We start from the raw sequence: 26,548 nt of genomic DNA on the forward strand, positions 1-26,548 counted from the left end.
ATAAATAAAGAAGGGAGAATAAAAATTCATTAGAATGTATTTTTGTAGGTACGAAAAGCCAATGTAATAATATAGAGTATTTACTGTTGAGTGCCTGATAAGATCCATTATCAGCAGTTTGATAGTCTAGGCAGGGTTCAGAAGGTGTTAGTGGACAATGATGCGAAAAAAACCACAGGTCATAATATCCACAAGGATAACGATGGTAAGCCAATTGAAGGTGTCGACAGAATCGAAACTTTCGGTCTTAACGACAAAGGTCAAACCTTGAGGGTTGAATACGACAACACCGGTAATGGCGAAACGAATTCCAAATCTTACCTTGTGTTAGACCAATATGCTCGTGCAGTGGCGAGATATACAGATAACGACAACACGGAAGGTACAGGTAAAACCATTAAAGTCACCATCGACGGTCAAGAGGTTGAGCTAAAAGGTGTCGATAGCTATGAAACCTACAAGCACAATGCAAACGGTCAAATCATCCGAATCAATCGTAACTTAAATGCGAGAGAGGCGGGCGATGGTGAAGCGTTTAAAAACGACAAAGGCTTTGAAGAAGTGGTTCACATCGAACGTGACGAATACGGACGTGAGAAAGGTCGTTACACCGATTTAGACAATAACGCTGAGACAGGCTCGGGTAATAAAGACAAAGAAGGCCAAGCAGACCAAGATGACGCTAAGAAGTTAAATGATGGTCGTACATTGAAAGGCGTAGACCGTTATGAAACGTATGAATACAACGAACTCGGGCAGGCTATTCAAATAAATAAAAACTTTGATGGAAAAGGTGAGTTTGATGAAATCGAATACCGTGATGTGGATAAAGCAAGCGGTCAAGTTAAGGGTGCTTATTACAACCGTGATAACGACATCAAAGATGGCAAAGCGTTAGAGAAGAAAACAGGCGAGACTATCACGCTAGATGATGGTAAACGTACTCTTGAAGGTATCGACAACTTTACCACTTATGAGCGTGATGGCCAAAACCGTGTGATTACTGAAAAATTCAACCTAGATGCGAAAGGCGGGGATGACCGTGTGTACCACTATGAGTTAGATGCAAACGGCAACCGTATTGGTGAATACCAAAACTTGGATAACGACACCACCAAAACCGTGGACGGTGAAGCCCAAATCACAGGTACAACCCATACGCTTAAAGACGGGCGTGAAGTGGTTGGTATCGAACGCTACTACGAGCAAAAACTCGATGGAAACAACCGAGTTTACGAGCGTACAAGCAACCTAGACGGTAAAGAGCACGCTGAAAGCGTAAGCTACTATGTGCGTGATGCGTTAGGACGTGAAATTGCCCGTTATGACAACACCAATAATGATGTGTTAAGCAACGGCAAACCGAACCCGACAGGTCATAGCCACACGATTATGCTCAACGGCAAAGAAGTAACGGTAAACGGTATCGACAGAATTGTGGAAAACACCCACAACGAATACGGTAACGTAGTCCAAACTCGCACCAATAACACGGGAGAAGCGGGGGCTGATAAGTTTACCAACATAACCGATAACGTGTACAACGAACGTCGCCAAAAAGTAGAAGACCGTTCACAAGTGAAAATTGAAGAAAGCGGAAAATTTGAACAATCTTCTGCCAATAAGTACACTCATGACATCTACGGTCGTCAGGCAACGCGTGAGTTTGACACAGACTCTGCGAAGGATGGGTTTGAGCGTGTTGAAAGCTATCAGTATGATTCGTATGGAAACCTTATTGATACGAAGACTGACGTATTAGGAGATAATATCGATGTCAATGCAACAAGAACTGTTGAAAGAGATCTGTATGGACGCGATAAATTCATTCGTACTTACCAAGCAGATGGTACGTTAACGACCAAGATCGAGTATCTATACAATGAATACTCTCAACTCATGAAAGGGATTCACTATAGTACTGAAACTCAAGTTGCAAATAACGTAATTTATACTAGAGATGAATTTGGTAGAGCGGCAACCATTTGGGAAGACAGAAATGGTAATAATGTCTGGGATAATGGTGATGTCAAGCTTGAGCATACTTATGCAGATAGTATTACCAATAAGCTAGCTAGCCGAGTGTTGACCCAAGTAACATCAAATGGAGAAACTAAAGTTACTAATATTTACACTTATGATGAACTAAATAGAAATATAGCATCATTTGCTGATAGAAATAATAATGGTAGATTTGATAGTGATGAAACAATGGAAAAAATTTCCTACATTGGCGAAACTAGCAGTCGTGATACGGCTGAAAACTACCGTGGGGAGACGTTAACCAGTGTCTATAAGTTCATGTACCAAGACGCAGAAGCTGGTGGACAATATATTGGTTATTTAGATACCAATATTGCTCGAGATGAAACGATAGTACGTTATGGCTTCGGTGGAAATCGTTCAACAAATGACGATTATACCTCTGAAAAATGGGGGGAATTCCTAGACAATGCAAAAGGTAAAGTAGTAGAGGTTATCCTCACTAATAATCTGGCTAAAACTGAGCTGACACTAGACAACGATGTTGTCGCAAAACTTGCCAAAAATCCAACCCTACGGATTAACGGCGATGCGACTGATATCGTGAACCTGAAAGACAGCGGCGAGTTCACCAAACAAACCGCTACCGTCAAAGCAGGCTCAAACGAGTTCCACCAATACACCACCACGGTGGACGGTGAAACCTACACCTTGCAGATTGACACTGATATTGTGGTGAATATGCTGTAAGTGGTGTTTGCTCTATAAACTAAAGCCCCATTGCTATGGGGCTTTTTTCGTTTAACGTTCTCTATAAGCGGTCGTTTTTTCCTAAAAATTTGCAAAGTTTTTGCCCAATTTAACCGCTTGTCATCACTTTTTTATACGTAAGCAATATCAAACGCGACTTCTCGGTTGTCTTTGTTAAACTCCACGCCGATTTGATAAATGACCTTGCCTTGACCTTGGTATTTCTTCGCGTAATCTCGGTCGATAATTTGTGCCAACGCTAACCCGAGCGGGCTTTCTTTCACCTCTTTACCCACTACTTTAAACTCAAAAATATAGACGTGGTTATTTACGAGCAACGTCATATCAATATTGCCCACGCTGGTCGCGTCTTCTGTGATAATCGGAAAACCAAGGCTGGCAAAATAGGCATAAAACACACTCGCCCAATACCCCTCATAATAAGCAATTTGGTTATTTCTATGCCAATCGTGCGGAATGCTGGCAAAAAAGGCTTTCAGCACGAGCTGCATTCGGGCTACATCGTGTTGAATCAGGGCATCGTATAAATAAGCATTTAACTCTAACCCCGCATCTTTTTTATGCAAAAACCGTCTGAGTAATAATTCACTCAAACTTTGCTGCACTTCCTTATTCGGGAATTTTAGGGTATAACCCACTTTGCCTAAACGTTCTACTTGTTGATTGATTGTCAGATAACCGGTTTGGAACATTAACGCAATCGGGCTAATATCGCCCACATCAAAGCGAGAAAGCAAATGATTATCCGAAATTTGCTGGGTAATTCTCCCTAAATCCACCTTTTCATTGATTAATTTATCAATCAAAAAGGTGGGAGAACCTGTCTCAAACCAATAAGGCTGATAAATGCGGGTTTGGAAGTAAAACAACACATCAAAAGGGTTATAAACACACTCCCCCGACCAGTTATAGCCGTTGTACCAATTCTTCAGCTCAATTAAATTCACACCTGATAATTCAGGCGAGAACACGTTTTCTAATTCAGATTGGGTGTAGCCACATAAGTCGGAGAATTGCTTGTCTAAGGTGGCATCATAAAGGTTATTTAAGCCTGAAAACAGGTTGATTTTGCTGAATTTGGAGACGCCTGTGAGCATTGCAAAACGGATATTCGCATCTTGACCTTTAATTACCGAGTAAAAATCTCGCAAAATATCTCGCATTTCAATCGCAAGTTCTGCATTTTCTAGGTTATCTAAAATGGCTTTATCGTATTCATCAATTAATACCACTACTTTTTGTTGATGTTTTTCCACAATCTTGTTAATTAAATCATCAAACAAGGTGCCTAACCCAACATAGTTGGCTAACGCTACGCCAAACTGCTTTGCATTTTGTTGGAGCTGTGAGAAAAGCAGCTCCTCAATGGTGACTTTCGACTTCGCCACACCTTTGGCGAAATTAAAGCGAATGACCGGATATTTCGCTTCCCAATCCCAATTTTTTTCAGCATATAAACCCGTGAATAACGGCTTGTTAGCAGAAAACAGCTCGGCAATGGTGTCTAAGGTTAAACTTTTCCCAAAACGACGAGGGCGGGAGAGGAAAATAAATTTTCCCGTTTCAATTAACTCAAGGATTTGACGTGTTTTATCCACGTAATAATAGTTTTCTTGAACTAATTCTGCAAAAGTTTGAATACCGATAGGGAGTTGTTTTTTCATATTTTCTCTCCGAAAATAGGGGAATGATGATAGGTTGGATTATAGCAGAATTGAAAAAGTTTAGTAAAAAATGACCGCTTGTAGAAAGCGTAAAGAGATGAAAAAGCCCCATAGCAATATGGGACTTTGGTTTATTTTGAGCTACGATTTAATGATTAACCGATAATGTGCACGGTAATACTATCGTTCGCTTGAACATAAAGATTTAAGTCCTCCTCACCAACAGTTGCAGTGTAGAGGTCGTAACCTTTTACGCTGCTGCTTGAAGCCTTCTTAAAACCTGAGAGATTGAGAACATCGTTCTTATCGGAAGCACCTTGCACTCTTAAGTCACCATTACTGATTTTTGCTACCACTTCGGCATTCAGTGTGAGTTCAGATACACCACCGTTCCCCATTCGAATGAGACTTAGTGATGTGCCTAATTCAGCTAATTTCTCTGTTGACCAAGTAGTAAAATCTTGAGATATATTAAAATTAGTCACAGCACTACGGTTACCAAATAAAAAGCTCTCCCAACCATCGCCGTTACCATTATTCGGATTATCAAGTAAAGAGCTAACGACTTGCCCGCCCTCATTAATCAAGAAACGAGATTTAAGAGTTAAAACTCCATTAGTATTATAATTTTCCATATTATTAGCTACACTCTCAAATGCCTGATAATAATCTAAATAAACCGTTTTACTGGTTGGCTTACCATCAAGAGTTTTGTCTTGACGTGATTGAACCTTACCATCATCATAATAAGTATATTCCCAAATATAGTTATTAGCTCCTGTGTAAGTTTCAGAGATACGTCTGCCAAAATCATCATATTTATAAACAGCCTGATAATTTCGAGTAGAATCAGTATATGAAGCACTAGTGATGTGAATTTGATTAAGCTCATTAAATACTCTATTTACAGTTTGAGTAAGTTCCAATGCTTTCTTTTCACTATTATAAGAATATAATTTATATCCTGTTTCATTGCCATATTCATCTCGTGCATATTCAAAACGTTGATCAATAATGCCATCGTTACCATTATCAATTTCATATTTGATAACTTGACCAAGAGAATTTCGCTCATAGGTTCTGACAACCTGGATTTCTCCTGCAGTATTACTTATCTCAACACGCAAGTTATCTCCATTTGCATCCTTAGTATAGCTCTCTACTCGGTCAGCATTACCGTCCCCCTCGGTATCAAAATAGGCTTTTTCTATACGTCCTAGTGCATCCAAGTCATATCTTGTGATAGCGTTGATTGAACCGTCACCTAACGTATCTAACGATAACTTCGTACGTTGATTATTCGCATTCAGCTCGTAATCCTCAATTTTCGTGAGAACCTCTTTACCATCCACTAAGTTGTAGAAATGGGTTTGCACCAAGCCGCCATCTGCTTCTTTTGTATACTCCTCTTTTTTATCGAATTGGCCGTCATTGGTTAAATCAATTTCTTTTAACTTTTGCTGACCATTTGGATCTAGGGTATACGCTTCACGGTAGTCGTATGTACCATCTACGTTGTTATCTCGTTCCAGTAAGGTTTGTTCACCTTTTAGGTTATAACCATATTTCAATACTTGGTCTATGCCTTTTGCCTGACCTTTATCATGTTGCTGTAATTTCCCAGTAGCAGTTTTGGCATCATTGTCCACTAACACCTTATTCACCCTGCCTAGACTATCAAACTGCTGATAATGGATCTTATCAGGCACTCTACCTAATCTTTAATCCATAAAATACAGCCTTAAAAAAGCGACATTCAGTCGGATTATATTGGTTAACATGGAAGTTCAAAAAACAATCAAGCACTCCATTTGATAAATAAAGAAGGGAGAATAAAAATTCATTAGAATGTATTTTTGTAGGTACGAAAAGCCAATGTAATAATATAGAGTATTTACTGTTGAGTGCCTGATAAGATCCATTATCAGCAGTTTGATAGTCTGGGTAGGGTTGAGAGAGTATTAGTGGATAGCGATGCCTCTGTAAATAAAGAAGTGCATACTGGAAAATCTCAGACAGATAATGAAGGTAAGGGAGTGACTGACATAGACCAAGTATTGCATTACGACTACAATCTGAAGGGCGAGTTAATTGAACTCAGAAAGGACAATAATGTGGATGGTACAGCGGACTATCGTGAGTTCTATACTCTAGATGCAAACGGCAGAATAAAGCAAAAAGAGATTGATTTAACCAATAATGGTTCGTTTGATAAAAGAGAGGAATACTCTCCAAAATCACCGGAAGGTATTGAAACAGTTACCTCTATTAATATTATTGAAGATCCTACTAGTAGGGAGAAAAAAGAGGTTATTGCAAAGATTACCTATAATAAACTTGATGCAAATAATCACATTGAAGAAATCAAAGTTGATCTTCTAGGTGATAGCAGCATTAATAGCAAAGAAACGTATAAGTTAAATGCGTATGGTCGATCTTCTGAAACTTTATTCGATATTGATGGAAACGGCTCAACCGACCGTAGAGAGGTTTATAAGTATTATCCAGATGGAACTTTGGAGAAGAAAGAAATTGACATAGGTAATACTAACTCAATAGATTCTTCTGAAACTTACATTAGAGATGCTCTTGGTAGAACGACTACTAAACTACTAGATAATGAGAATAATGGCTCAACAAATTCTGCAGTTCATTACACATACGATGAGTATGGACGAGTAACTAGTGTGCGTAGAGATTCAGATAATAATCTAGCTACTCCTGATTATGTTGAGACAATAACATATGATGCGTCAGGTAATCGTGAACGTCTTTATATTGATAAGACGGGTAACGGTGTGACTTCTGATGATATTTTATATCACTTTACATCTACGAACTACGGTCAGCACTATACTGTTACTGAATATGACCCTTCACGAGCAGGGGAATATATCAAGTCGCCATTAGAAATTAACAACCCAAATAAAGCCGCACTACGTTATATTCGAACTAATCATTATGATGATTTTGGAAGGGCAACAATTTGGGAGATTGATAGAGATGGTGATGGTAAGCTAGATAAAGCAATAGATAGCACAAGGCATTTCTCATATGATTACGATGAAAATAACTTGAATTCTAAGGCATTTGAGAAAGAGACCTCGTGGAAATCCATTAATGGCTTGGGGAAAACCAATAAGATTGAGTATTTTGAACATGATTCATTTGGTAGTACAAAATTAACAATGATAGATTTTGAAGGAAATGGGAGTATTGATCAATTAGTTATTGGTCATGCAGGAGGACAGGCAGATAAAGCTTTCCATTTAGATATGACAGACAGTCGTGATTGGACAGCTGAAAAACTCGCTAAACTCGCTAATGTTAGGTTCATTCAATTATCTAATGAACAAACAGAATCTGTTTTGACATTAGATCAAAATGCACTAAAAGCATTGTCGAAAGAGGTCCGTATTCTAGGTGATGCAAAAGACACTATACATTTAGAAGGCATTGCATTAAGAAATCTTAATAGCCCAACAACTATTGATAAGCAAATCTATAATCAATATTCAACGGACATTGATGGCTCAACTTACAAGTTAATTATTGATGCCGACATTAACATTCTCTAGATAATGTTTTAATTCAAAGCCCCATTATGATCTGCACCCCAAAAGTTGGACTAACTTTCCAACTGATTAAGGTGCAGATCAGATCAATATGGGGCTTTTTTCCATTTCGAACTTCCTACAAGCGGTCTTTTTTCACTAAAAATTTGCAAATTTCTTGCAAAATCCAACCGCTTGTAATTACTTTTTATAAGCAAGCTACATCAAATACCACTTCTCGGCGGTCTTTGTTAAACTCCACCCCAATTTGGTAAATAGTTTTGCCTTGCCCTTGGTATTTCTTCGCATAATCTCGGTCGATAATCTGTGCTAGAGCTAACCCGAGCGGGCTTTCTTTCACCTCTTTCCCCATCACTTTAAACTCAAAAATATAGACGTGGTTATTTACGAGCAGTGTCATATCAATATTGCCCACGCTGGTCGCGTCTTCTGTGATAATCGGAAAACCAAGGCTCGCAAAATACGCATAAAACACACTCGCCCAATACCCCTCATAATAGGCAATTTGGTTATTTCTATGCCAATCGTGCGGAATACTGGCAAAAAAGGCTTTAAGCACGAGCTGCATTCGGGCTACATCGTGTTGAATTAAAGTGTCGTATAAATGTGAACGTAAGGTTGAGCCTGATTCATACTTATGTAAATAACGGCGTAACAACATCACATTGAGGCTTTGTTGCACTTCTTTGTTAGGGTATTTCAGTTTATACCCCACACCATCAAAAGTGTTAATCACTTTATCTATCGTTAAATAACCTGTCTGGAACATTAACGCAATCGGGCTAATATCCCCCACATCGAACTTCGACAATAGCATATCATCAGAAATATCTTGTGAGATTTTTCCCATATCCACATTTTCTTGGATTAGCTTATCAATTAGAAACGTTGGCGATCCCGTTTCAAACCAATAAGGCTTGTAAATACGGTCACTATTGGAAAAGAACAGCAAAATATCAAACGGATTGTATACACTTTCTCCCGACCAGTTATAGCCGTTATACCAGTTTTTTAATTCAAGTAAATCCACCCCCTCCAATTCGGGTGCAAACACACTTTCCAACTCAGATTGAGTGTAGCCACAAAGCGCGGAGAATTGTTTGTCAAACGTCGCATCGTAAAGGTTATTTAAGCCTGAAAACAGGTTGATTTTGCTGAATTTGGAGACGCCTGTTAGCATCGCAAAACGGATATTCGCATCTTGACCTTTAATCACCGAGTAAAAATCTCGCAAAATATCTCGCATTTCAATCGCAAGTTCTGCATTTTCTAGGTTATCTAAAATGGCTTTATCGTATTCATCAATTAATACCACTACTTTTTGTTGATGTTTTTCCACAATCTTGTTAATTAAATCATCAAACAAGGTGCCTAACCCAACATAGTTGGCTAACGCTACGCCAAACTGCTTTGCATTTTGTTGGAGCTGTGAGAAAAGCAGCTCCTCAATGGTGACTTTCGACTTCGCCACACCTTTGGCGAAATTAAAGCGAATGACCGGATATTTCGCTTCCCAATCCCAATTTTTTTCAGCATATAAACCCGTGAATAACGGCTTGTTAGCAGAAAACAGCTCGGCAATGGTGTCTAAGGTTAAACTTTTCCCAAAACGACGAGGGCGGGAGAGGAAAATAAATTCGCTTGCGTTGATGAGTTCAATGATTTTTTGCGTTTTATCTACGTAGTAATAGTCATTGTTTTCTCTTAACTTAGCAAACGTTTGAATACCGATAGGGAGTTGTTTTTTCATATTTTCTCTCCGAAAATAGGGGAATGATGATAGGTTGGATTATAGCAGAATTGAAAAAGTTTAGTAAAAAATGACCGCTTGTAGAAAGCGTGAAATAAAAAATCCTCAGACTACGTTCTGCTCAAGTAATATGAGATTTTCCGTTGACCTGATAGCACAAGCGGGTAATTTTCAATTAAAAACCCCTCAGTATTGCTACTGAGGGGTTGGTTAATGAATAGTGTATAGGTTAATATTTAGCCAACAACAAGATCCGAATGAATATCAGGATTCACACTAATACCCTCTTGTACATAGAGATTCAATTTTTCGCTACCTACTGTTGCGGTATAAAGATCATAGTTTTTAATTTTTTCACCATCCGTTGCTTTCTCAAAACCAGATAGGTTAAGAATATCATTCTTATCGTTACCTGCATTTACTTTCAATCCACCTTCACTGATCTTAGCAACCACATTGGCATCTAATGTTAAAGTCGAAATCGAGTTATTTGCAAGCTGAATCTCTTTTAGAGAGGTGCCTAATAGTGCAAGTTTCTCTTCTGACCAAGTAGTGAGATCTTGGGTAAAGTGGAATGATTGATTCGCACCGTAAGTACCAAACGTAAATTTATCAGCCCCATCGCCTGTTTTAGTGTCATCAATAATGGTATGCTGTATTTGTCCACTATTAGGATCTCTAATCAGAGACCATGTTTGAGTCTTTTCACCGTTTTCTGAATAATATCTGTCAACTTTTGTATAGTTACCTAGTACATCATATTCACTAAAGACATTCTTAACGGAGAATTTACCATCGGGTTTATATTCTGTTGTGGTCTTAACAGTATTGTCTGTATTATATTCATTCTTCGAAGAGAAATTATTAATACCTGATACTGTCTTTTCCTTAATTCTTCCATAATCATCAATAATATAGTTATTCTCATTCGATTTCCCATTAGAGTAAGTTATTTTATAATTAACGATATTGTTATTAGGATCAAATGTATTCTCGTGGACAGCAGAGAGAGCTAATTTCTTCTCTTTCGGACTGTAACTATATTCTTCTCTTCTTGTTTCTCGATCATGGTTATCGTAAGTATATCTATACTCCTTATCAATAGATTTATCACCACTGGTATCAACACGTTTGAGAGATACTTGACCAGATGGAAGATACTCATAAGTAACAATTTCTTGGAGTTTGTTTTCGCTATCGTGTACTTCTGTACGTGTAACTAGGCCATTTGTTCGGGTATGGGTTTCGATACGATCGATTTTACTATCTCCGTTAGTATCGAAATAGGCTTTTTCTATATTTCCAGCTGGATCTAAGTCATATTTGCTAACTGAGTTAATAGAACCATCACCTAACGTATCTGATGATACCTTCTCAATATGATTGTTTGGATCGAGTTCATAAGACTCAATGTGCGTTTTAACGTCCTCAACTTTTCCATTTTTATTAACCAAATTATAGAAAGTAACCTGCTCTAAGCCACCATCAGGCTGTTTGACGTAAACCTCTTTTTTATCAAAAGTACCATCATTAGTTAAATCAATTTCTTTTAACTTTTGCTGACCATTTGGATCTAAGGTATACGCTTCACGGTAGTCGTATGTACCATCTACGTTGTTATCTCGTTCCAGTAAGGTTTGTTCACTTTTTAGGTTATAACCATATTTCAATACTTGATCTATGCCTTCTGCCAGACCTTTATCATGTTGCTGTAATTTCCCAGTAGCAGTTTTGGCATCGTTGTCCACTAACACCTTCTGAACCCTGCCTAGACTATCAAACTGCTGATAATGGATCTTATCAGATACTTAAAAGAGAATGATTTAAGGTAATTACTCAGATTTTACCTGCCTTAAAATAAGATTTTGATGCGTTTATATTTTCTAACATTTTTTCTTATTTTTTATCAAATGGAGCAAATGATTGTTTTTTGAGCTTTTGTTTTAATCCATTTAAGCTGACGAGGCTTATTGTAAACAATTGGGGGAAGCTTAATAAGGATACTCGAGAAGTGGCGTTTGATGTTAAAACATTGAATCCGTTTTAAAGATAACAAGCGGTTGAATTTGTAAATTATTTTGCAAATGTTTAGTAAAAAACGACCGCTTGTAAAACGTGTGAAAAAAGCTCTAGACATGATTTGCGTAAAAGAGGGACTAAACACCCCAACCTTTCAAATAACCAGTGATCGAATTTTATCTTCAATATAGGAAAAATCGGTCTCTTAACCATCAACCTATTCAGGTTACAAAACCATATTGCATTATTTAATCAATATTTATTAAGGGTCTATTTTTTAGTAACCAATTGCATTCAGATCTGGTAAAAAATCATTGGAATTTAACCGCTTGATTGTAGTTGCTATTTTTCCATTTTCATAGAGTAGGATTTCTCGCCAGCCTTGAGGCAATAAGTCTAAGGTAAATTGATTGCAATTTGGTTTGAATTGAATACAAGTGGAAGGCGTAGCATAAATAGGAATACCGTTCCACATATCATCTACCTGTTGATGGATATGACCGTGTACAATGCCTTTGATATGATCAAAGGGTTGTAAAATTTTAGCCAATTCATCGCTGTTTTTTAAGCTGTGCTGATCAAGCCAGGCAGAGTTTGTTGGCAAAATGTTGTGATGTAATGCAATTAAAGTGAAGCGTTTAGGGTTTTCATTTAATTTTTCTTCTAGCCACTTAAGTTGGCGGTAACTCAGTTCGCCATAAGGCATTCCAGCAACTTGTGTATTGAGTAGAAGCAGTTGCCATCTGTCGCCAATTAAAATTTGCTTGTGTGGCAAAATATGCGAATATTCTCCCAAAATTTGGCTCATATATGGCTGAACATCGTGATTACCTTCTAACCAGACGATAGGGGTTTTTAGTGGCTCGGTCAGTTGAGCAAAATAGTGATACCCAGCAATATTCTGATCTTGAATTAAATCCCCCGTTGAAAGAATTAAATCAAAACCTTGCTTGGTTTGCTCAATTTGTTTTTTTATCTGCTCAATAACTGCTGAGAAGCTTTTGATTGTTTTGACATTGAGCAGTGTTTCTTCTGTGTGAGAAAACAGGTGCGGATCGGTTATGTGCAATAATCGAACTGTATCGTTTATTGGTAACCTAAAGTGTTCGCTCATTCTTTTGTGCCTATTCAATGTTTCATAAAATTTAACTCGCCAGATTTTACCAGTAAGCGGTGACAAAAAATGTGTGCTATGCCTCATTTTTTAAAAAAAGTGGATGAAATTCAGATATTTTTTGTTATTAAAGAGTGTAAGGTAATATTCCTATACATTTTCTAATGTTTTAATCATATTTGAGTGGCTTAAATAAGGTATTTGTTACCTTTAATTGACATCATAAACCAGCGACTCGCACTCAACAGGCTGAAACTGCCCATTTTGCCAATGGTATAAAAAGGGTTCGGATAATAGCATATTTTGCGGCGGCTGATAGAAGTAGCTTAAATAAAATGGTAGCCCGCTGACAAAATGTAGTTTACCGCTTGGGCAATAGTTGGAAAAAATCTGCTTTTTAAGCGGAAGGTGTGTTACTTCCGATAATTTTACAATCCCTACGCCTTGCGATTTCAAAATAGCTTCTCGCAAACACCAACTTAAATAAAAACGCTGTGCAAGATTATCGAATAATGGATAGTGCTCATCTAGCAATATCGCTTGTTCCTCTATGTTTGCATAATGACGAATAAGATCCGCATAGCGTCTTTTTTTCTGCGGATGTTCAATATCAATCCCCACTGCCAATTTTGCAAAAGAATATGAAAAAATGACCGCTATCCAATCACCCGAATGGCTAATATTAAAGTCGATCTGCTCAGAATTGACAAAGGGTCTGCCACTTTTAGTATGTTGAATATGCTTTAATAAACTCAAATCTAAGTGATATTTCCTAAAGAGCTCCGTAAGCAAAAAGTGGGCGGCTCGGCGGCTCTGCCATTTCTGAATTTGTTTTTCGTTTAAATTTTCTGGCATTTGCGGAAAGTGAAAATCACTCGGTAATGTTGCTTGCCTATGAATAAAAACAATCTCAAAATGTGTAAAATTTTCCATAAAAAAGACCGCTTGTATGTAAGCCTATATTTTGTAACAAAATATCAACAGATTGTTGTATTTTTACTCATATAGAGTCACAAAGAGAGAATTACTACCCAGTTTATCAAATTTTCTATTTGATCTTAGGGAAATCTTTGGTAAAAAATAAATTGTATGGAAAAGTATATAAAAATGAATAGGAGAATTTAAGTGGGAAGATTACTTTTACTTTTGAAATCGGAAGCAGCAGGGGGGATTTTACTGCTGATTTTTGCCTTTGCGGCAATTATACTGGCAAATTCATCACTAAGTGATGTTTATTTTGACTTCTTACAAAGCAATGTGAGTTTCCAGTTTGGTGACTTTGCCTTAACTAAGCCATTATTGCTTTGGATAAATGATGGGCTTATGGCAGTTTTCTTCACTTTGGTGGGTTTAGAAGTGAAAAAGGAGCTGTTTGAGGGCTCTCTTTCAAGTTTTAAAAATGCGTCTTTCCCTGCGGTGGCAGCGATTGGCGGAATGGTTGTACCAGCATTGATTTTCTGGTTCATTAATAAAGACTATTCAGAATACCACTCAGGCTGGGCAATTCCAATGGCAACGGATATTGCATTTGCTGTTGGTATTGTTGCATTATTAGGTACTCGAGTGCCATTGGCATTAAAAATATTCTTATTAGCTCTGGCTATTATTGATGACTTAGGTGCCATTGTTGTCATTGCACTTTTCTATTCTCAAGACATCAGCGTGCAAGCTCTTACTATTGCGGGTATTGCGATTCTTGGTCTAGTGATTCTTAACCGCTTTAAAGTAGGCTCATTATGTGCTTATATCTTGATTGGTTTGATTTTGTGGACATCCGTGCTGAAATCAGGTGTTCATGCTACTTTAGCAGGTGTTATTATCGGCTTTTGCATACCGCTAAAAGATAAAAATGGTGAACGTCCAGCAGAGGAATTGGAGCATATTCTTGTACCTTGGTGCTCATTTATGATTTTACCCGTCTTTGCCTTTGCAAACGCAGGCGTGTCATTATTAGGTATGGGGATTGAGCAAATAACTTCACCACTGCCAATGGGGATTGCGTTAGGCTTGATTATAGGTAAAACAATTGGCGTGTTTGGCTTTAGCTATTTGGCCGTATTATTCCGCTTTGCAAGTTTACCCCAAGGCGTTAATTTCAAACAAATTTTTGCGATTGCAGTGCTGTGTGGTATCGGCTTTACTATGTCAATGTTTATCGCCAGTCTCGCATTTGATGTAGGTACAGCAGGCGAAACCGTAACATCTCTTGCTCGTTTAGGTATCTTACTTGGCTCAGCAATTTCTGCTATTTTAGGTTATACCTTATTAAAAATAGCCACCCGTAAAAATGTAGAATTAAATCACTAGCTGTAGATAATTTATATTATATAACTCAGCTAAATAAATTAATGATGATAGAAAATACAATGTGTCTGGTAAAAAATTCCGCATTTTTGACCGTTTGTATGATGGATAATTTAAATTTAGGTAAGTAGATTTATGTAGTTATAAAAAACTGCCCTTAATCAGTGGATGGTTTAATTCCACTTTTAGGGGCAGATTAATATTGAGAGTCTATCTTTTCTCTTCTGATTTTTTCAATAAATCATCAGGAATAAAGTTTTTCTGAATTGATTGCATATGTGGAAGATTGTGTGCAATTCCTTTGTGGCAATCAATACACGTTTTATTTTGTTCTTGTGCTAAGGTGTGCATTTGCTGTGCTACCGTTTTTTGTTGGGTGAAGTCCATATCTTCAAAGTTATGGCAATTACGGCACTCTTGTGAATTATTCTCTTTCAAACGCTCCCATTCACGCATTGCCATTTCACCACGGTGTGCTTCAAATTTCTCTTTAGTATCCACTTTACCAGTATAGTGAGCATAGACTTCTTTCGCTGCAATAATTTTACGTTTCCATTTCGGAAAAAATTCGTGTGGAACGTGGCAATCTGAACAAATTGCCTTCACACCACTACGATTTGAATAGTGAGCCGATGCACGGTATTCAGGTACCACATCGTTCATATGACAGCTTGAGCAAAACTCTTCCGTATTTGTATAAGCAAGCCCAGCATTAAAACCACTCCACGCAAAAATACCACCTAATGCAGAAAGTAGAATTACTAAACCAATTGCCATTCTACTTGGGCGACGTAACCAGTTACAAAATCTTCTTATCATTGCTTACTCCTTATTTACCTTGCGTTTGTCGTACAGACTCAAATTTATTTTGAACAATCGGGTTTACGTTTGTTTGTTGAACGTGGCATTGTAAACAGAAGTAACGACTTGGCGATTCGTTTTCGTGAACATTACCGTCACGATCCATAAAATGGCTTGGCGGTAAACGGGTTGCTCCTGTGGTTTTAGACGGCTCAATCGCGTGGCAGCCCAAACAGTGGTTCACGTTTTTACTCACTTGTAAACCACGAATGCTATGTGGTACAAGTGGTGGTTGGAATGGAAAAGTGGTCGGGATATTGCCAGTATCTTTTTGTGGGTTGTAAAACCCAGGTGCAACACTTTCCGTTGTGTCATCAATAGAGCCAGACAACTTAGGGGCTTCTGCCATTACAAAGCCAGCCATTGCGACTAAAGTTAGGGCAAGATATTTTCTCATTTGAAGTTCACTCCATTAGAATTCTTTTAAAAGAAAAATTAAATATTTTTTACATCAATACTGCCTTGAAAACGCGTTCCAAAGGCAAAAACATTTTCGGCACAAATATCAATACAGCGTCCGCAGGTAATGCAATCTTTTGACAAGATCACTGTACTATCTTCTGATTTACCGTGTAGTGGTACTCTTAACACTTGTGGCTCGGGGCAAACGTTGTAACAATCCATACAATTATCACAACGACTTCTATCTACTACTTTAACTTTAATCAGGCTTTTCGCTCCAATTAAAGCGTAAGTTGCACCGATAGGGCAAAGGTGTCCGCACCAGCCGTGTTCCGCCACCAACAAATCAAATAAGAAGATGACGAGTACCAACCAAAGCGTTGCCCCTAAACCGAATACAAACACTCGACCGAGGGCGGCAACGGGGTTAATCCATTCCCACAATAATGTGCCAGAAATTGCACTGCCGATTAAAATTACCGCTAAAATCACAAAGCGTAAACTGCGTGAAATTTTTGCTGTTTGGCGAATACCTAATTTGCGTCTAAGCCACGCTGCCACATCCGTGACGATATTCATTGGACAAACCCAGCTACAAAATAGCTTGCTACCTACAACACCATAAAACACAACTATAATGAATGCACCAATTAGCACAGTCCACTCAGGGCGATAGCCTGTTGCTAAGACTTCAGCAACCATTAGTGGGTCAGCCATTGGAATAGTATCAAGCAACAAACTTCCACTGTAATTGCCTTTTAAAATCCAAATATTCCAAAGAGGCCCACTCAAAAACATTAAGATAATACTGAACTGACTTAAACGGCGAAGGAGCAAAAAGCGGTTAGTATGCCACCAACCTAATTTTTGACGAGCCTCTAAGCCTGCATATTTAGGCGAATTTGATGCCATTATTTCACCCCCTTCATATTCAGATCAAAATCTGGAAAATGTTGGGGAGCCTCCACTGTTGTGGAGTTAGGCACATAATTTTGCGTAGCACGGCTTGGCGTTGCCGTTTTCATATCAGGTTTTACTTGCATATGCTGATACACTGGTTCATAGCGACCTTCAGGCATTCTCGCTTCAAATGCAGGATGTAAACCATCTGGATGAACATCTTCAATCAATGATTTACCTGCATTTTGTTTCTCTTTCCAACCCAAACGGTAGTGGCGACCTAACAGCCCTTTCGCCAAATCCATTGGCAATACTTTGATAGCCGCCTCTTCTAATACACAAGCCTGCTCACATTTTCCACATCCAGTACAAGCCTCGGAATTCACAGTTGGAATCAATTTTGCGTGAATGGAAGTACGATCGTTATGAATCTCTTCAAGCGTAATCGCTTTATCAATCAATGGGCAAACTCGATAGCATACATCGCAGCGTAAGCCTTGCCAGTTCAAGCAAGTTTCGTGGTCTAGCAACACCGCCAATCCCATTCTCGCCTCATCAATATCTTTAAGATCTTCACTCAACGCACCTGTTGGGCAAGCATTCATACACGGAATATCGACACACATTTCGCACGGTTTATCACGAGCAATAAAATATGGCGTGCCAGCCTCTACAGGTGAAATTAATGAAGCCAAATGCAGCATATCGTAAGGGCAAGCCTGAACACATTGACCACAACGAGTGCAAGCACTTAAGAAATCTTGTTCAGGCAACGCGCCGGGCGGACGTAAGGCAACGCCTTGCCTTGCAAGACTTTGTTGCTGCTGCAGACCTAAAATTACACCAACACCGCATACACCTGCTGTAGTGCGGGTGACATTTTTTAAAAACTGACGGCGATTTGGATCCATTTTCATTGTGGTTTCCTTAAATGTAAGCGGTTATTTTTCTACCCTTTTTTGCAAAATTTTATGTAAATTTAACCGCTTGTAAATTCCCCCTCTCCCCTATCAAGGGGGAGAGTGAGTTGTTAAGCCTTAACCACTTTAACCGCACATTTTTTGAAGTCGGTTTCAAATGAGATAGGATCTGTCGCATCTAAGGTTACTTTATTAATTAGCTGACCTGCATCGAAGAAAGTTGAATAAATCAAACCCTCTGGGCATTTGTTACGTCCACGTGTATCTAAATTCGACACATATTCCCCACGGCGTGAAATCACTTTTACTTTATCGCCATGACGTAAACCACGTTTTTTCGCATCATTTGGGTGCATCCAAACAAGATTCGTTGGGAATGCTTTGTGTAATTCAGGCACACGGCGAGTCATCGTACCAGTATGCCAGTGTTCAAGCACACGACCAGTACAGAACCATAAATCATATTCTTCATCTGGGGCTTCCGCTGGCGCTTCATAAGGCACACCTAAAATGATCGCTTTGCCATCTGGCTTACCATAGAAATTCACGCCTTCGCCTGCTTTTACATACGGATCGTAACCTTCACGGTAACGCCATAAAGTTTCTTTGTACTCGCCTGTTTTTTCATCTTTCACCACTGGCCAACGCAAACCTCGCACCTTGTGATAAGTCTCAAAATCGGCTAAATCGTGACCATGACCACGTCCAAATTCAGCATATTCTTCAAATAAACCTTTTTGAATGTAGTAACCAAAATGATCCGCTTCATCATTCATATAACCTGGAATGTTGGTTGGCACTTGATAGCTGTCCACTTTACCATTGCGGTATAAAATTTCGTATAAGGTTTTGCCACGCAATTCAGGTGCTTTTGCCAGTAACTCTTCAGGCCACACCTCTTCTACTTTGAAGTATTTTGAGAACTCAACAAGCTGCCAGGTATCTGAGCGAGCATTTGCAGGGCCTTTCACTTGCTGACGCCAGAATTGAGTACGACGTTCTGCATTACCATAAGCCCCTTCTTTTTCTACCCACATACAAGTTGGAAGGATTAAATCCGCAGCAACCGCTGACACCGACGGATACGGGTCTGAAACCACAATAAAATTTTCAGGATTACGCCAACCAGGGAAGATTTCCTCATTAATATTTGGGCCACCTTGCATATTGTTGGTACACATCTGCCATAAGAAATTCAGTTTGCCATCCTTTAATGCACGGCTTTGCGCAGTTGCGTGGAAGCCTGGAACATCAGGGATCGCCCCTGCTGGTAATTTCCACGATTTTTCCACAATTTCACGGTGTTTTGGATTAGTTACCACCATATCTGCTGGTAAACGGTGAATAAAGGTGCCAACTTCACGAGCAGTTCCACAGGCAGACGGCTGACCAGTGAGAGAGAATGGACCACAACCTTCTAATGCAATCTTACCTGTTAATAAATGCACGTTGTACATCATATGGTTTACCCACACACCACGAGTATGTTGGTTAAAACCCATTGTCCAGAATGAAACAATTTTTCTGTTTGGATCAGCATACATTTCTGCTAGAGCTTGTAGCTGCTCTTTCGGCACGCCTGAAATGCGGTGAGCTTCATCTAGTGTATACGGTGCAACGATTTTCTTAAATTCTTCAAAATCGCTGTCATACATTTTGCCTGCCGTTTTTGCGTTAGTGTTTTGCTGTAATTTATGCTCAGGGCGTAAACCATAACCAATATTGGTTTCACCACGTTTGAATTTAGTGTGCTTGTTTACGAAATCCCAATTTACTTTATCGTTTTCAATAATGTAGTTAGCAATATAATTTAAAATTGCTAAGTCTGAATGCGGTTTGAAAATAATTGGCGTATCGGCTAATTCAAATGAACGATGCTCGTAAGTAGACATTACCACTACACGCACATTTTCATTTGATAGACGACGATCAGAAATACGGCTCCATAAAATTGGGTGCATTTCTGCCATATTTGAGCCCCAAAGCACAAACGCATCGGTTTTTTCGATGTCGTTATAACATCCCATTGGTTCGTCCATACCAAAAGTACGCATAAATGCAACGGCTGCAGACGCCATACAATGACGAGCATTTGGATCAATCGTATTAGAACGAAAACCACCCTTCCAAAGTTTTACTTTCGCATAACCTTCAAAAATGGTGGTTTGACCTGATGAAAACATACCCACTGCATTCGGGCCTTTTGCCTTAATAATACCCTTGATTTTCTCCGCCATAATGCTGAATGCTTGCTCCCAAGACACCGGGGTGAAATCGCCATTCTTATCAAACTTGCCATCTTTCATTCGCAGCATCGGCTCTTGCATACGATCTGCACCATACATCATTTTCGATAAAAAATAGCCTTTGATACAGTTTAAACCACGGTTTACCTCTGCATCAGGATCACCTTGTGTGGCAACTACTTTGCCATCTTTTGTACCAACAAGTACACTACAACCTGTACCACAATAACGGCAAGGGGCTTTATCCCAACGAATACCGCTATCATCAGCTTGAACGTTCTTCACAGGAATCATTATTCCTGCCGCAGCCGCTGCAGCAACTGCTGCGTTTGCTTTCATAAAATCTCTACGATTGAGTTCCATAATATGTCCCACGTTTGACTTCAAAAATAATAAATAAGCCCACTACTGCTCATCGATGTAATTTGAGATCAAAGACACTACAATCACGCCTTTAATATCTCTCACCTGATCGATACGATCTGAAAGTGCCAAATGTACATCACTTTCAAGCGTTACCACTAATTTGCCTTCATCTAGTTTTTCCCCATGAATTTCAGCAAAAGGGATTTTTAGAATCTCAGCTTTAACCTCTTCCAATTTTTCTGGTTTTACCTGTACGACAAGGCTACACACATACCAGTTCTCGTTTTCAGATAGCTTTCTACTCATATTATTGCCTGTTTTTTTACAGTGACTGAATGGTAATGGCACTTGTCGGGCAAACGCTCAAACAAGCCCCACAGCCATTACAACTTTCTAAATCTAAGCTCATTTGAGCAATACCGCCTAAGCTTGGGCGAAAGCGGATTACTCGCATCTCACAACTGTCGCCACAACTTCTGCATTCCGTTCCAAGCTGTAATAAACAACTAGCTTGAATTTCAATTTTATGGCTCCACGCCTCTTCTGAAACCTCTCGAAAAACACCCTCTTCACAAGATTGCACACACTTTTCGCAGAACGTACATTCGCCCTGGCTAAAATCGACTTCGGGATAACCACCCGCCCCTTTTACAATAATGTGCGTTTCACAAGCCTTAAGGCAGTTTCCACAAGCGGTGCATTTTTCTAAAAAATTTGCTAAATTAGACCAAGGCGGACGAATTGGCTCGTACCCTTGCTGACTCACTTTTTCGCTTTTTAGTGAATGTAAAAATTGCCCCCGTAAAAAGCTACGGCGAGGAAGTGGTTTATCAAGGTTATTGGTCAAGAAAACACCATTTTTAATGCCATTATCATAGGTTAAATTATCCAACGTTCACGGAATATCGTTCATTCCTCAAATTGGGTATTTGCTCAGGTATTCGCTAAAACATTGATTTCCATCAAAAAATATCAACAAAATCCGCTAGGCTACATAAAATATAAAGGCAACACTATGAACCATCTCATTATTTACGCCCACCCATACTCAGGCAGTTTTAACCATACGATTTTAGAAAAAGTGATCGCCTGCTCAGCACAAACAAATGTGATTGTGCGAGATCTTTATCAGCTTAACTTTGACCCCATTCTAACTTGGTGTGAGTTCACCCAAACGCTTTCCCAGCAATACGCTCCAGACATTACAACAGAACATCAATATTGGCGAGAAGCTGATGTCATCACACTTATTTATCCGCTTTGGTGGATGGGCTTTCCCGCTGTTTTAAAAGGTTATTTAGACCGTGTATTGAGCTATGATTTTGCTTATCAAAATGGTGAAATTGAAAGTATTGGCTTGCTCACAGGCAAGAAAATGCAACAATTCGTAACACTGGGTAATTCAAATGAAAAATATGCAAGAAAAGGGTTTTTAAGTGCCTTTGAACACACGCTTGGCAAAGGGTTGTTTGAGTTTTGTGGGATTAGCGATGTAAAAATGCACTATTTTGGCAATGTTGGACTAAAAGAGACAAATTACGCGGCGATCTTACAAGAAGTAGAGCAATCTTGTTGGGAAATATTGAAATAAACAAGCGGTTAAATTTGTCAATTTTTTTACAAATTTAACCGCTTGTCATCAATTCACAAGTTAATCAATTGGCGGAATATAAGTGCCATTAACAATTGAATCTTTAATGCGTTCAGCCTCAGCCAATACTTGCCTCAACAAGGCTTGCACATTTTCAAGCGTAGCAATTGGGCTTAAGGTCGTCATTTTCAGCGATTGATTATTGCCCACTTTGGTCACGCCGATATTTGCTTCACCACGGGCAAAGAGTTCATCTGCCACGTTTTGGTTTAAGGTATCTACAAACTCTGCTGGGTAACCTTCTGGCACAACTCGGAATAGTACAGACGCAAATTGTGCTGGCACAAGCATTTCCAAACCTGTCGTTGAGTTGATGTAGGCTTCCACCTCTTTCGAAAGATGCACGCCGTGATCGATCATAGAAGCGTATAAATCTTCACCTAAGGCCTCCACCGTAAACCAGAGTTTCAACGCATCAAAACGGCGAGTGGTTTGTAGCGATTTCGCCACTAGATTCGGCACACCATGTGCTTCATCATATTCTGAATTGAGATAATCTGCTTTGTAGTCGATGAAACGGTAGTTCGCTTCGTCTCTCAGCAAGAAAGCACCGCACGAAATAGATTGGAAGAAATGCTTGTGGAAATCGAGCGTGATTGAATCGGTCAGCTCAATACCATCAAGGAAATGGCGGAAATCTTTCGACAACAGTAATGCCCCACCCCACGCTGCATCAACGTGTACCCAAACGTTGTATTCATCGGCTAATTTACGAATCGCTTTTAAATCATCAATTGCCCCCGCATCGGTTGTCCCTGCAGTTGCTACAATACAAGCTGGGATTTTACCTTCTTCTTTTAATTCGGCAAGGGTTTTGGCGAGAGCCTCAACGTCCATTTGGGCATTCGCATTAGATGGCACAGTCACCACTGATTGGAAGCCCATTCCCATCATTGCCATATTTTTCTGCACAGAAAAATGAGCGTTTTCCGAGCAGATTACTTTCACTTTTTTCATCGCATCTGGCGGAATACCATCCGCCTGCACCGACCACTCTGAGCCATCTTCATTTTTCCAATGGCTCGCAATCGCCCAGTCACGAGCAAGTAGCACGCCCATTAAATTGGATTGTGTGCCGCCCGAGGTGAACACGCCCGATGTGCCGTTGCCGTAGCCGACTTTTTGGCGTAACCAGTCGATCAAATGTTCTTCCATAATTGAACCAGCGGGGCTCTGATCCCAAGAATCCATAGATTGGTTGGTCGCATTAATCAACACTTCCGCAATTTGGCTGGTGACCATTGTCGGGCAATGCAAGTGAGCCAGCGAGTGTGGATGGTGAACTTTCAGGCTTGGGTTGAGGAAAATCTCTACCAAATGCTCAAGGGATTTTTGCACCCCAATGCCCTCTTTGGTTGGTTTGAATCCATCAATCAAGGCTCGCATTTGCTTGATTGAACCGCCTGTGTACATTTTCTCGTTTTTAAGCCAATTTGAAACCGCTTTTACCGCATTGCTCATCGCCGATTCATAATCCGCAATGGAAGCAGGGTCGCGACAGAACAAAGATTGTCTGTGTTTTTCTAGGTTTGACATATTTATTTATCCTTTTGGGCTATACCCAATTTTCTAAACGTAATCCTTCGACACGTTCAAATTCTCTCAGATTATTGGTCACAATGACTAACCCTTCACTTCGTGCGTGAGCTGCAATGTGAATATCGTTTTCGCCTATCAGTTTTCCTTGTTTAGCAAGCTCAGCTTTGATGTTACCAAAATGTGCGGCACTTTTAGGCTGATAATCTAAAATCGTTAAACGAGATAAGAAATCTTCAATGACCGCAATATTTCGTGCAGAAAAGCCACTTTTTTCAGCACCATAATAAAGCTCAGCAGCAGTGATGCTGCTAACGCACATTTTTCCGGCATTTTGATTAAAGCGTTGCAAAACCTCTACAGGGCGGTGTTTGATAACATAAATAACAATGTTGGAATCTAACATATATTTCAACATTAGAAATCCTCTCGCTCAGGCTGCATTGCTATTTCTCTTTCGACCATAAAGTCCTCACTGACGGTTTCACTATTAAGAAAAAAACTATCCCAACTTTGGTTGAGAGGAGACAAAATACGTTCATTTCCTAAAATGCGAACTGCTATTTTTTTTACGTCATTATCAAAACGAACTTCAGCAGGCAAGCGAACTGCTTGACTTCGATTAGTCATAAAAATTGAAGCTTCAATCATATTACTCTCCTTTAATAATTAAGGTATATAGCAATAGTACATCCCAAATAATCTGCGATTCAATAACAAAAAGGTGGGAAAGCCCACCTAATTCTGTTTACAAGCGGTTATATTTTTCCCATTTTTTGCAAAAAATAGGTAAAACTCAACCGCTTGTATCATTACAAACTAACCACGCACCGCTTTAACTGCTTCGGCAACAGATTGTTTGAAGCGTTTGATAAACTCTTCGCATTCTGCTTGGGTGATGTTTACCGCACAAAGCACACGTACCACGTTTCCGCCACGTCCACCACGCTCTAGTAACAATTTGTTTTTAAAGCAATATTTTTGAATGGCTACCGCTAAATCGAAATCACGTGGATAAGCCCCTGTTGCATCTTTTGGTTGGTGCTCATCAACAATGTCAATCCCCATCATCAAACCTTTGCCACGTATGTGACCGATACACGGAAACTCCTTACTCAATTCACGCAACGCATTTGTTAAATATTCACCACGCTCTTGAGCATTTTGTGCTAGGTTTTCCTCACGCATCATTTTGAGTGAAACGTAACCGGTTGCCATTGCTAATTGGTTACCACGAAATGTTCCCGTGTGTCCTGCTGGCTGCCAAGCATCAAATTCTTTACGGATAGCTAATACCGCTAATGGAAGGCTACCGCCAATCGCTTTTGACATCACTACGATATCTGGCTCAATGCCTGCGTGTTCAAAGGCGAACATTTTACCTGAACGGCAAAAGCCAGCCTGTACTTCGTCTACAATCATTAAAATGCCGTGTCTTTTCGTCACTTCACGCACTTTTTGTAAGAAACTGATTGGGGCTGGCACAACACCACCTTCGCCTTGAATGGCTTCAAGAATAACAGCGGCTGGTTTTACCACACCGCTTTCAACATCTTCGATAAAGTTTTCAAAATAGTGCTCAACGGCTTTCGCACCGGCGTCACCACCAATACCAAACGGGCAACGGTATTCGTGCGGATAAGGCATAAATTGTACACCTGGCATTAAACCTTGCACGGCATTTTTTGCACTTAAGTTACCAGTTAAAGATAAGGCACCGTGTGTCATACCATGGAAGCCTCCAGAAAATGCAATCACATTACTACGACCAGTAAAAGTTTTAGCTAACTTAATCGCTGCTTCATTCGCATCCGCACCTGTTGGACCTGTGAATTGGAGGATATATTGATCTTTCGGGAAAAATGAGAGCAATTCTTCTGTGAACGCATCTTTTAAAGGTGTTGTGATATCTAAAGAGTGTAAAGGTAAACCACTGTCTAGCACATCTTTAATTGCTTGGATCAATTTAGGGTGGTTATGCCCTAATGCAAGCGTTCCTGCGCCGGCTAAAAAGTCGAGGTATTCATTGCCTTCAACATCAGTTACCCAAACGCCTTGAGCTTTTTGGTAAGCAAATGGTAGTTTTCGTGGATAACTACGCACGTTTGATTCCATTGCATCTTGGCGATCTAAAAAATACTGATTTGAAGCCAGAACGGCTTGAATAGGTGTTTTAATTGTCATTGAAATAAACCTTCTAAAAGAGGTGAAAAAAATAAGTCGGGTGCCTTGCGGAGGAAGCCTAAGCTCTCGAATCCTGAAAGATTCGGTGCCATGGGGCATTTGACTCGCTACTTATTAAAAAAAGCGTTTCAGCTTTTTTGTTTTTACCCTATTTGTCCCAAGGCAGGGTTGGGATAGGTTGGAAACAGACTTAAATGTAGGGTTACATTTAAGGAGGCGTAATGATACCCTTTTTTCCTGAAAAAGGAAGGATTTTATCCAGAAACACCATTATCAGATGATTAATCCAAAGAGAAGAGAAA

General features: G+C 39.5%; 21 protein-coding genes. 4 read left to right on the top strand and 17 right to left on the bottom strand.

Features of this window, described 5'->3' with window-relative positions; translation table 11 throughout:
- The first annotated feature begins 90 nt into the window (after positions 1-90).
- Complete coding sequence (locus tag HV560_RS00965) at positions 91-2,733, top strand: hypothetical protein (RefSeq protein WP_176811963.1); 2,643 nt, start codon at positions 91-93, stop codon at positions 2,731-2,733.
- A gap of 131 nt (positions 2,734-2,864) precedes the next feature.
- On the opposite strand, the gene HV560_RS00970 is transcribed toward HV560_RS00965, so the two are convergent.
- Positions 2,865-4,418: an ATP-binding protein gene (locus tag HV560_RS00970; RefSeq protein WP_176811964.1), complete on the bottom strand. Its 1,554-nt coding sequence runs from the start codon at positions 4,416-4,418 to the stop codon at positions 2,865-2,867.
- Positions 4,419-4,573: 155 nt separating this feature from the next.
- The gene (locus HV560_RS00975; protein ID WP_176811965.1) at positions 4,574-6,127 is read right to left on the bottom strand and encodes an RHS repeat protein; all 1,554 of its coding nucleotides are present in this window, start codon (positions 6,125-6,127) and stop codon (positions 4,574-4,576) included.
- A 195-nt stretch (positions 6,128-6,322) separates the two neighbouring features.
- Here HV560_RS00975 and HV560_RS00980 point away from each other — a divergent pair, with 195 nt between their 5' ends.
- The gene (locus tag HV560_RS00980) at positions 6,323-7,996 is read left to right on the top strand and encodes a hypothetical protein (RefSeq protein WP_176807437.1); all 1,674 of its coding nucleotides are present in this window, start codon (positions 6,323-6,325) and stop codon (positions 7,994-7,996) included.
- Between the two features lie 184 nt (positions 7,997-8,180).
- Here the strand turns inward: HV560_RS00980 and HV560_RS00985 are convergent, their stop codons facing one another.
- The 4 genes from HV560_RS00985 to HV560_RS01000 form a co-directional block, all read right to left on the bottom strand.
- Positions 8,181-9,743 carry an ATP-binding protein gene (locus tag HV560_RS00985; RefSeq protein WP_176811966.1) on the bottom strand — a complete coding sequence of 521 codons (1,563 nt, stop codon included), beginning with the start codon at positions 9,741-9,743 and terminating at the stop codon, positions 8,181-8,183.
- Positions 9,744-9,979: 236 nt separating this feature from the next.
- Positions 9,980-11,491 (bottom strand): hypothetical protein, encoded by a 1,512-nt coding sequence (locus HV560_RS00990; protein ID WP_176811967.1) that lies wholly within the window; start codon positions 11,489-11,491, stop codon positions 9,980-9,982.
- A gap of 548 nt (positions 11,492-12,039) precedes the next feature.
- The gene (gene cpdA, locus HV560_RS00995) at positions 12,040-12,876 is read right to left on the bottom strand and encodes a 3',5'-cyclic-AMP phosphodiesterase (RefSeq protein ID WP_176807440.1); all 837 of its coding nucleotides are present in this window, start codon (positions 12,874-12,876) and stop codon (positions 12,040-12,042) included.
- Between the two features lie 210 nt (positions 12,877-13,086).
- The gene (locus HV560_RS01000) at positions 13,087-13,809 is read right to left on the bottom strand and encodes a 4'-phosphopantetheinyl transferase family protein (protein WP_176811968.1); all 723 of its coding nucleotides are present in this window, start codon (positions 13,807-13,809) and stop codon (positions 13,087-13,089) included.
- 192 nt (positions 13,810-14,001) lie between these two features.
- On the opposite strand from HV560_RS01000, the gene nhaA reads away from it, so the two are divergent.
- Complete coding sequence (gene nhaA, locus HV560_RS01005) at positions 14,002-15,183, top strand: Na+/H+ antiporter NhaA (protein WP_176811969.1); 1,182 nt, start codon at positions 14,002-14,004, stop codon at positions 15,181-15,183.
- A 207-nt stretch (positions 15,184-15,390) separates the two neighbouring features.
- Here nhaA and HV560_RS01010 read toward each other — a convergent pair whose 3' ends face one another.
- The 7 genes from HV560_RS01010 to napF all read right to left on the bottom strand — a co-directional run bounded on the left by HV560_RS01010 (position 15,391) and on the right by napF (position 21,722).
- The gene (locus HV560_RS01010) at positions 15,391-15,999 is read right to left on the bottom strand and encodes a NapC/NirT family cytochrome c (protein WP_159628605.1); all 609 of its coding nucleotides are present in this window, start codon (positions 15,997-15,999) and stop codon (positions 15,391-15,393) included.
- A 10-nt stretch (positions 16,000-16,009) separates the two neighbouring features.
- Complete coding sequence (locus HV560_RS01015) at positions 16,010-16,438, bottom strand: nitrate reductase cytochrome c-type subunit (protein ID WP_176807442.1); 429 nt, start codon at positions 16,436-16,438, stop codon at positions 16,010-16,012.
- Between the two features lie 38 nt (positions 16,439-16,476).
- On the bottom strand, positions 16,477-17,355 hold the full coding sequence (gene napH, locus HV560_RS01020) for a quinol dehydrogenase ferredoxin subunit NapH (protein WP_176807443.1): 879 nt from the start codon (positions 17,353-17,355) through the stop codon (positions 16,477-16,479).
- Complete coding sequence (gene napG, locus HV560_RS01025) at positions 17,355-18,260, bottom strand: ferredoxin-type protein NapG (RefSeq protein ID WP_176811970.1); 906 nt, start codon at positions 18,258-18,260, stop codon at positions 17,355-17,357. Before napG ends, napH begins: the two co-directional genes overlap by 1 nt.
- A 113-nt stretch (positions 18,261-18,373) precedes the next feature.
- The gene (gene napA, locus HV560_RS01030; protein WP_176807445.1) at positions 18,374-20,872 is read right to left on the bottom strand and encodes a nitrate reductase catalytic subunit NapA; all 2,499 of its coding nucleotides are present in this window, start codon (positions 20,870-20,872) and stop codon (positions 18,374-18,376) included.
- Between the two features lie 42 nt (positions 20,873-20,914).
- Positions 20,915-21,181, bottom strand: a complete 267-nt coding sequence (locus tag HV560_RS01035; protein WP_176807446.1) for a chaperone NapD — start codon at positions 21,179-21,181, stop codon at positions 20,915-20,917.
- 16 nt (positions 21,182-21,197) lie between these two features.
- Positions 21,198-21,722 carry a ferredoxin-type protein NapF gene (napF, locus tag HV560_RS01040; RefSeq protein WP_176810358.1) on the bottom strand — a complete coding sequence of 175 codons (525 nt, stop codon included), beginning with the start codon at positions 21,720-21,722 and terminating at the stop codon, positions 21,198-21,200.
- A gap of 168 nt (positions 21,723-21,890) precedes the next feature.
- Here napF and HV560_RS01045 point away from each other — a divergent pair, with 168 nt between their 5' ends.
- Positions 21,891-22,466 carry an NAD(P)H-dependent oxidoreductase gene (locus HV560_RS01045; RefSeq protein WP_176811971.1) on the top strand — a complete coding sequence of 192 codons (576 nt, stop codon included), beginning with the start codon at positions 21,891-21,893 and terminating at the stop codon, positions 22,464-22,466.
- Between the two features lie 60 nt (positions 22,467-22,526).
- Here HV560_RS01045 and ddc read toward each other — a convergent pair whose 3' ends face one another.
- The 4 genes from ddc to HV560_RS01065 form a co-directional block, all read right to left on the bottom strand.
- A complete protein-coding gene (ddc, locus tag HV560_RS01050; protein WP_176811972.1) occupies positions 22,527-24,062 on the bottom strand; it encodes an L-2,4-diaminobutyrate decarboxylase in 1,536 nt (511 codons plus the stop codon).
- Between the two features lie 19 nt (positions 24,063-24,081).
- Positions 24,082-24,480, bottom strand: coding sequence for a type II toxin-antitoxin system tRNA(fMet)-specific endonuclease VapC (vapC, locus tag HV560_RS01055; protein ID WP_176807449.1), 399 nt, complete (start codon positions 24,478-24,480; stop codon positions 24,082-24,084).
- Positions 24,480-24,713 carry a type II toxin-antitoxin system VapB family antitoxin gene (vapB, locus tag HV560_RS01060; RefSeq protein WP_176807450.1) on the bottom strand — a complete coding sequence of 78 codons (234 nt, stop codon included), beginning with the start codon at positions 24,711-24,713 and terminating at the stop codon, positions 24,480-24,482. The genes vapC and vapB overlap by 1 nt, the downstream gene beginning before the upstream one ends.
- A 168-nt stretch (positions 24,714-24,881) precedes the next feature.
- On the bottom strand, positions 24,882-26,246 hold the full coding sequence (locus tag HV560_RS01065; RefSeq protein WP_176811973.1) for a diaminobutyrate--2-oxoglutarate transaminase: 1,365 nt from the start codon (positions 26,244-26,246) through the stop codon (positions 24,882-24,884).
- Positions 26,247-26,548: the final 302 nt, after the last annotated feature.

Source organism: Mannheimia pernigra, from assembly GCF_013377995.1.
GTDB lineage: Bacteria > Pseudomonadota > Gammaproteobacteria > Enterobacterales > Pasteurellaceae > Mannheimia > Mannheimia pernigra.

Coding starts and splice junctions, on each gene's coding strand:
- napA (WP_176807445.1), bottom strand. CDS start 20,872: ATGGAACTCAATCGTAGAGATTTTATGAAAGCAAACGCAGCAGTTGCT.
- HV560_RS01035 (WP_176807446.1), bottom strand. CDS start 21,181: ATGAGTAGAAAGCTATCTGAAAACGAGAACTGGTATGTGTGTAGCCTT.
- napH (WP_176807443.1), bottom strand. CDS start 17,355: ATGGCATCAAATTCGCCTAAATATGCAGGCTTAGAGGCTCGTCAAAAA.
- napG (WP_176811970.1), bottom strand. CDS start 18,260: ATGAAAATGGATCCAAATCGCCGTCAGTTTTTAAAAAATGTCACCCGC.
- cpdA (WP_176807440.1), bottom strand. CDS start 12,876: ATGAGCGAACACTTTAGGTTACCAATAAACGATACAGTTCGATTATTG.
- HV560_RS00970 (WP_176811964.1), bottom strand. CDS start 4,418: ATGAAAAAACAACTCCCTATCGGTATTCAAACTTTTGCAGAATTAGTT.
- HV560_RS01015 (WP_176807442.1), bottom strand. CDS start 16,438: ATGAGAAAATATCTTGCCCTAACTTTAGTCGCAATGGCTGGCTTTGTA.
- HV560_RS01065 (WP_176811973.1), bottom strand. CDS start 26,246: ATGACAATTAAAACACCTATTCAAGCCGTTCTGGCTTCAAATCAGTAT.
- vapB (WP_176807450.1), bottom strand. CDS start 24,713: ATGATTGAAGCTTCAATTTTTATGACTAATCGAAGTCAAGCAGTTCGC.
- HV560_RS01045 (WP_176811971.1), top strand. CDS start 21,891: ATGAACCATCTCATTATTTACGCCCACCCATACTCAGGCAGTTTTAAC.
- HV560_RS00985 (WP_176811966.1), bottom strand. CDS start 9,743: ATGAAAAAACAACTCCCTATCGGTATTCAAACGTTTGCTAAGTTAAGA.
- vapC (WP_176807449.1), bottom strand. CDS start 24,480: ATGTTGAAATATATGTTAGATTCCAACATTGTTATTTATGTTATCAAA.
- HV560_RS01000 (WP_176811968.1), bottom strand. CDS start 13,809: ATGGAAAATTTTACACATTTTGAGATTGTTTTTATTCATAGGCAAGCA.
- HV560_RS01010 (WP_159628605.1), bottom strand. CDS start 15,999: ATGATAAGAAGATTTTGTAACTGGTTACGTCGCCCAAGTAGAATGGCA.
- ddc (WP_176811972.1), bottom strand. CDS start 24,062: ATGTCAAACCTAGAAAAACACAGACAATCTTTGTTCTGTCGCGACCCT.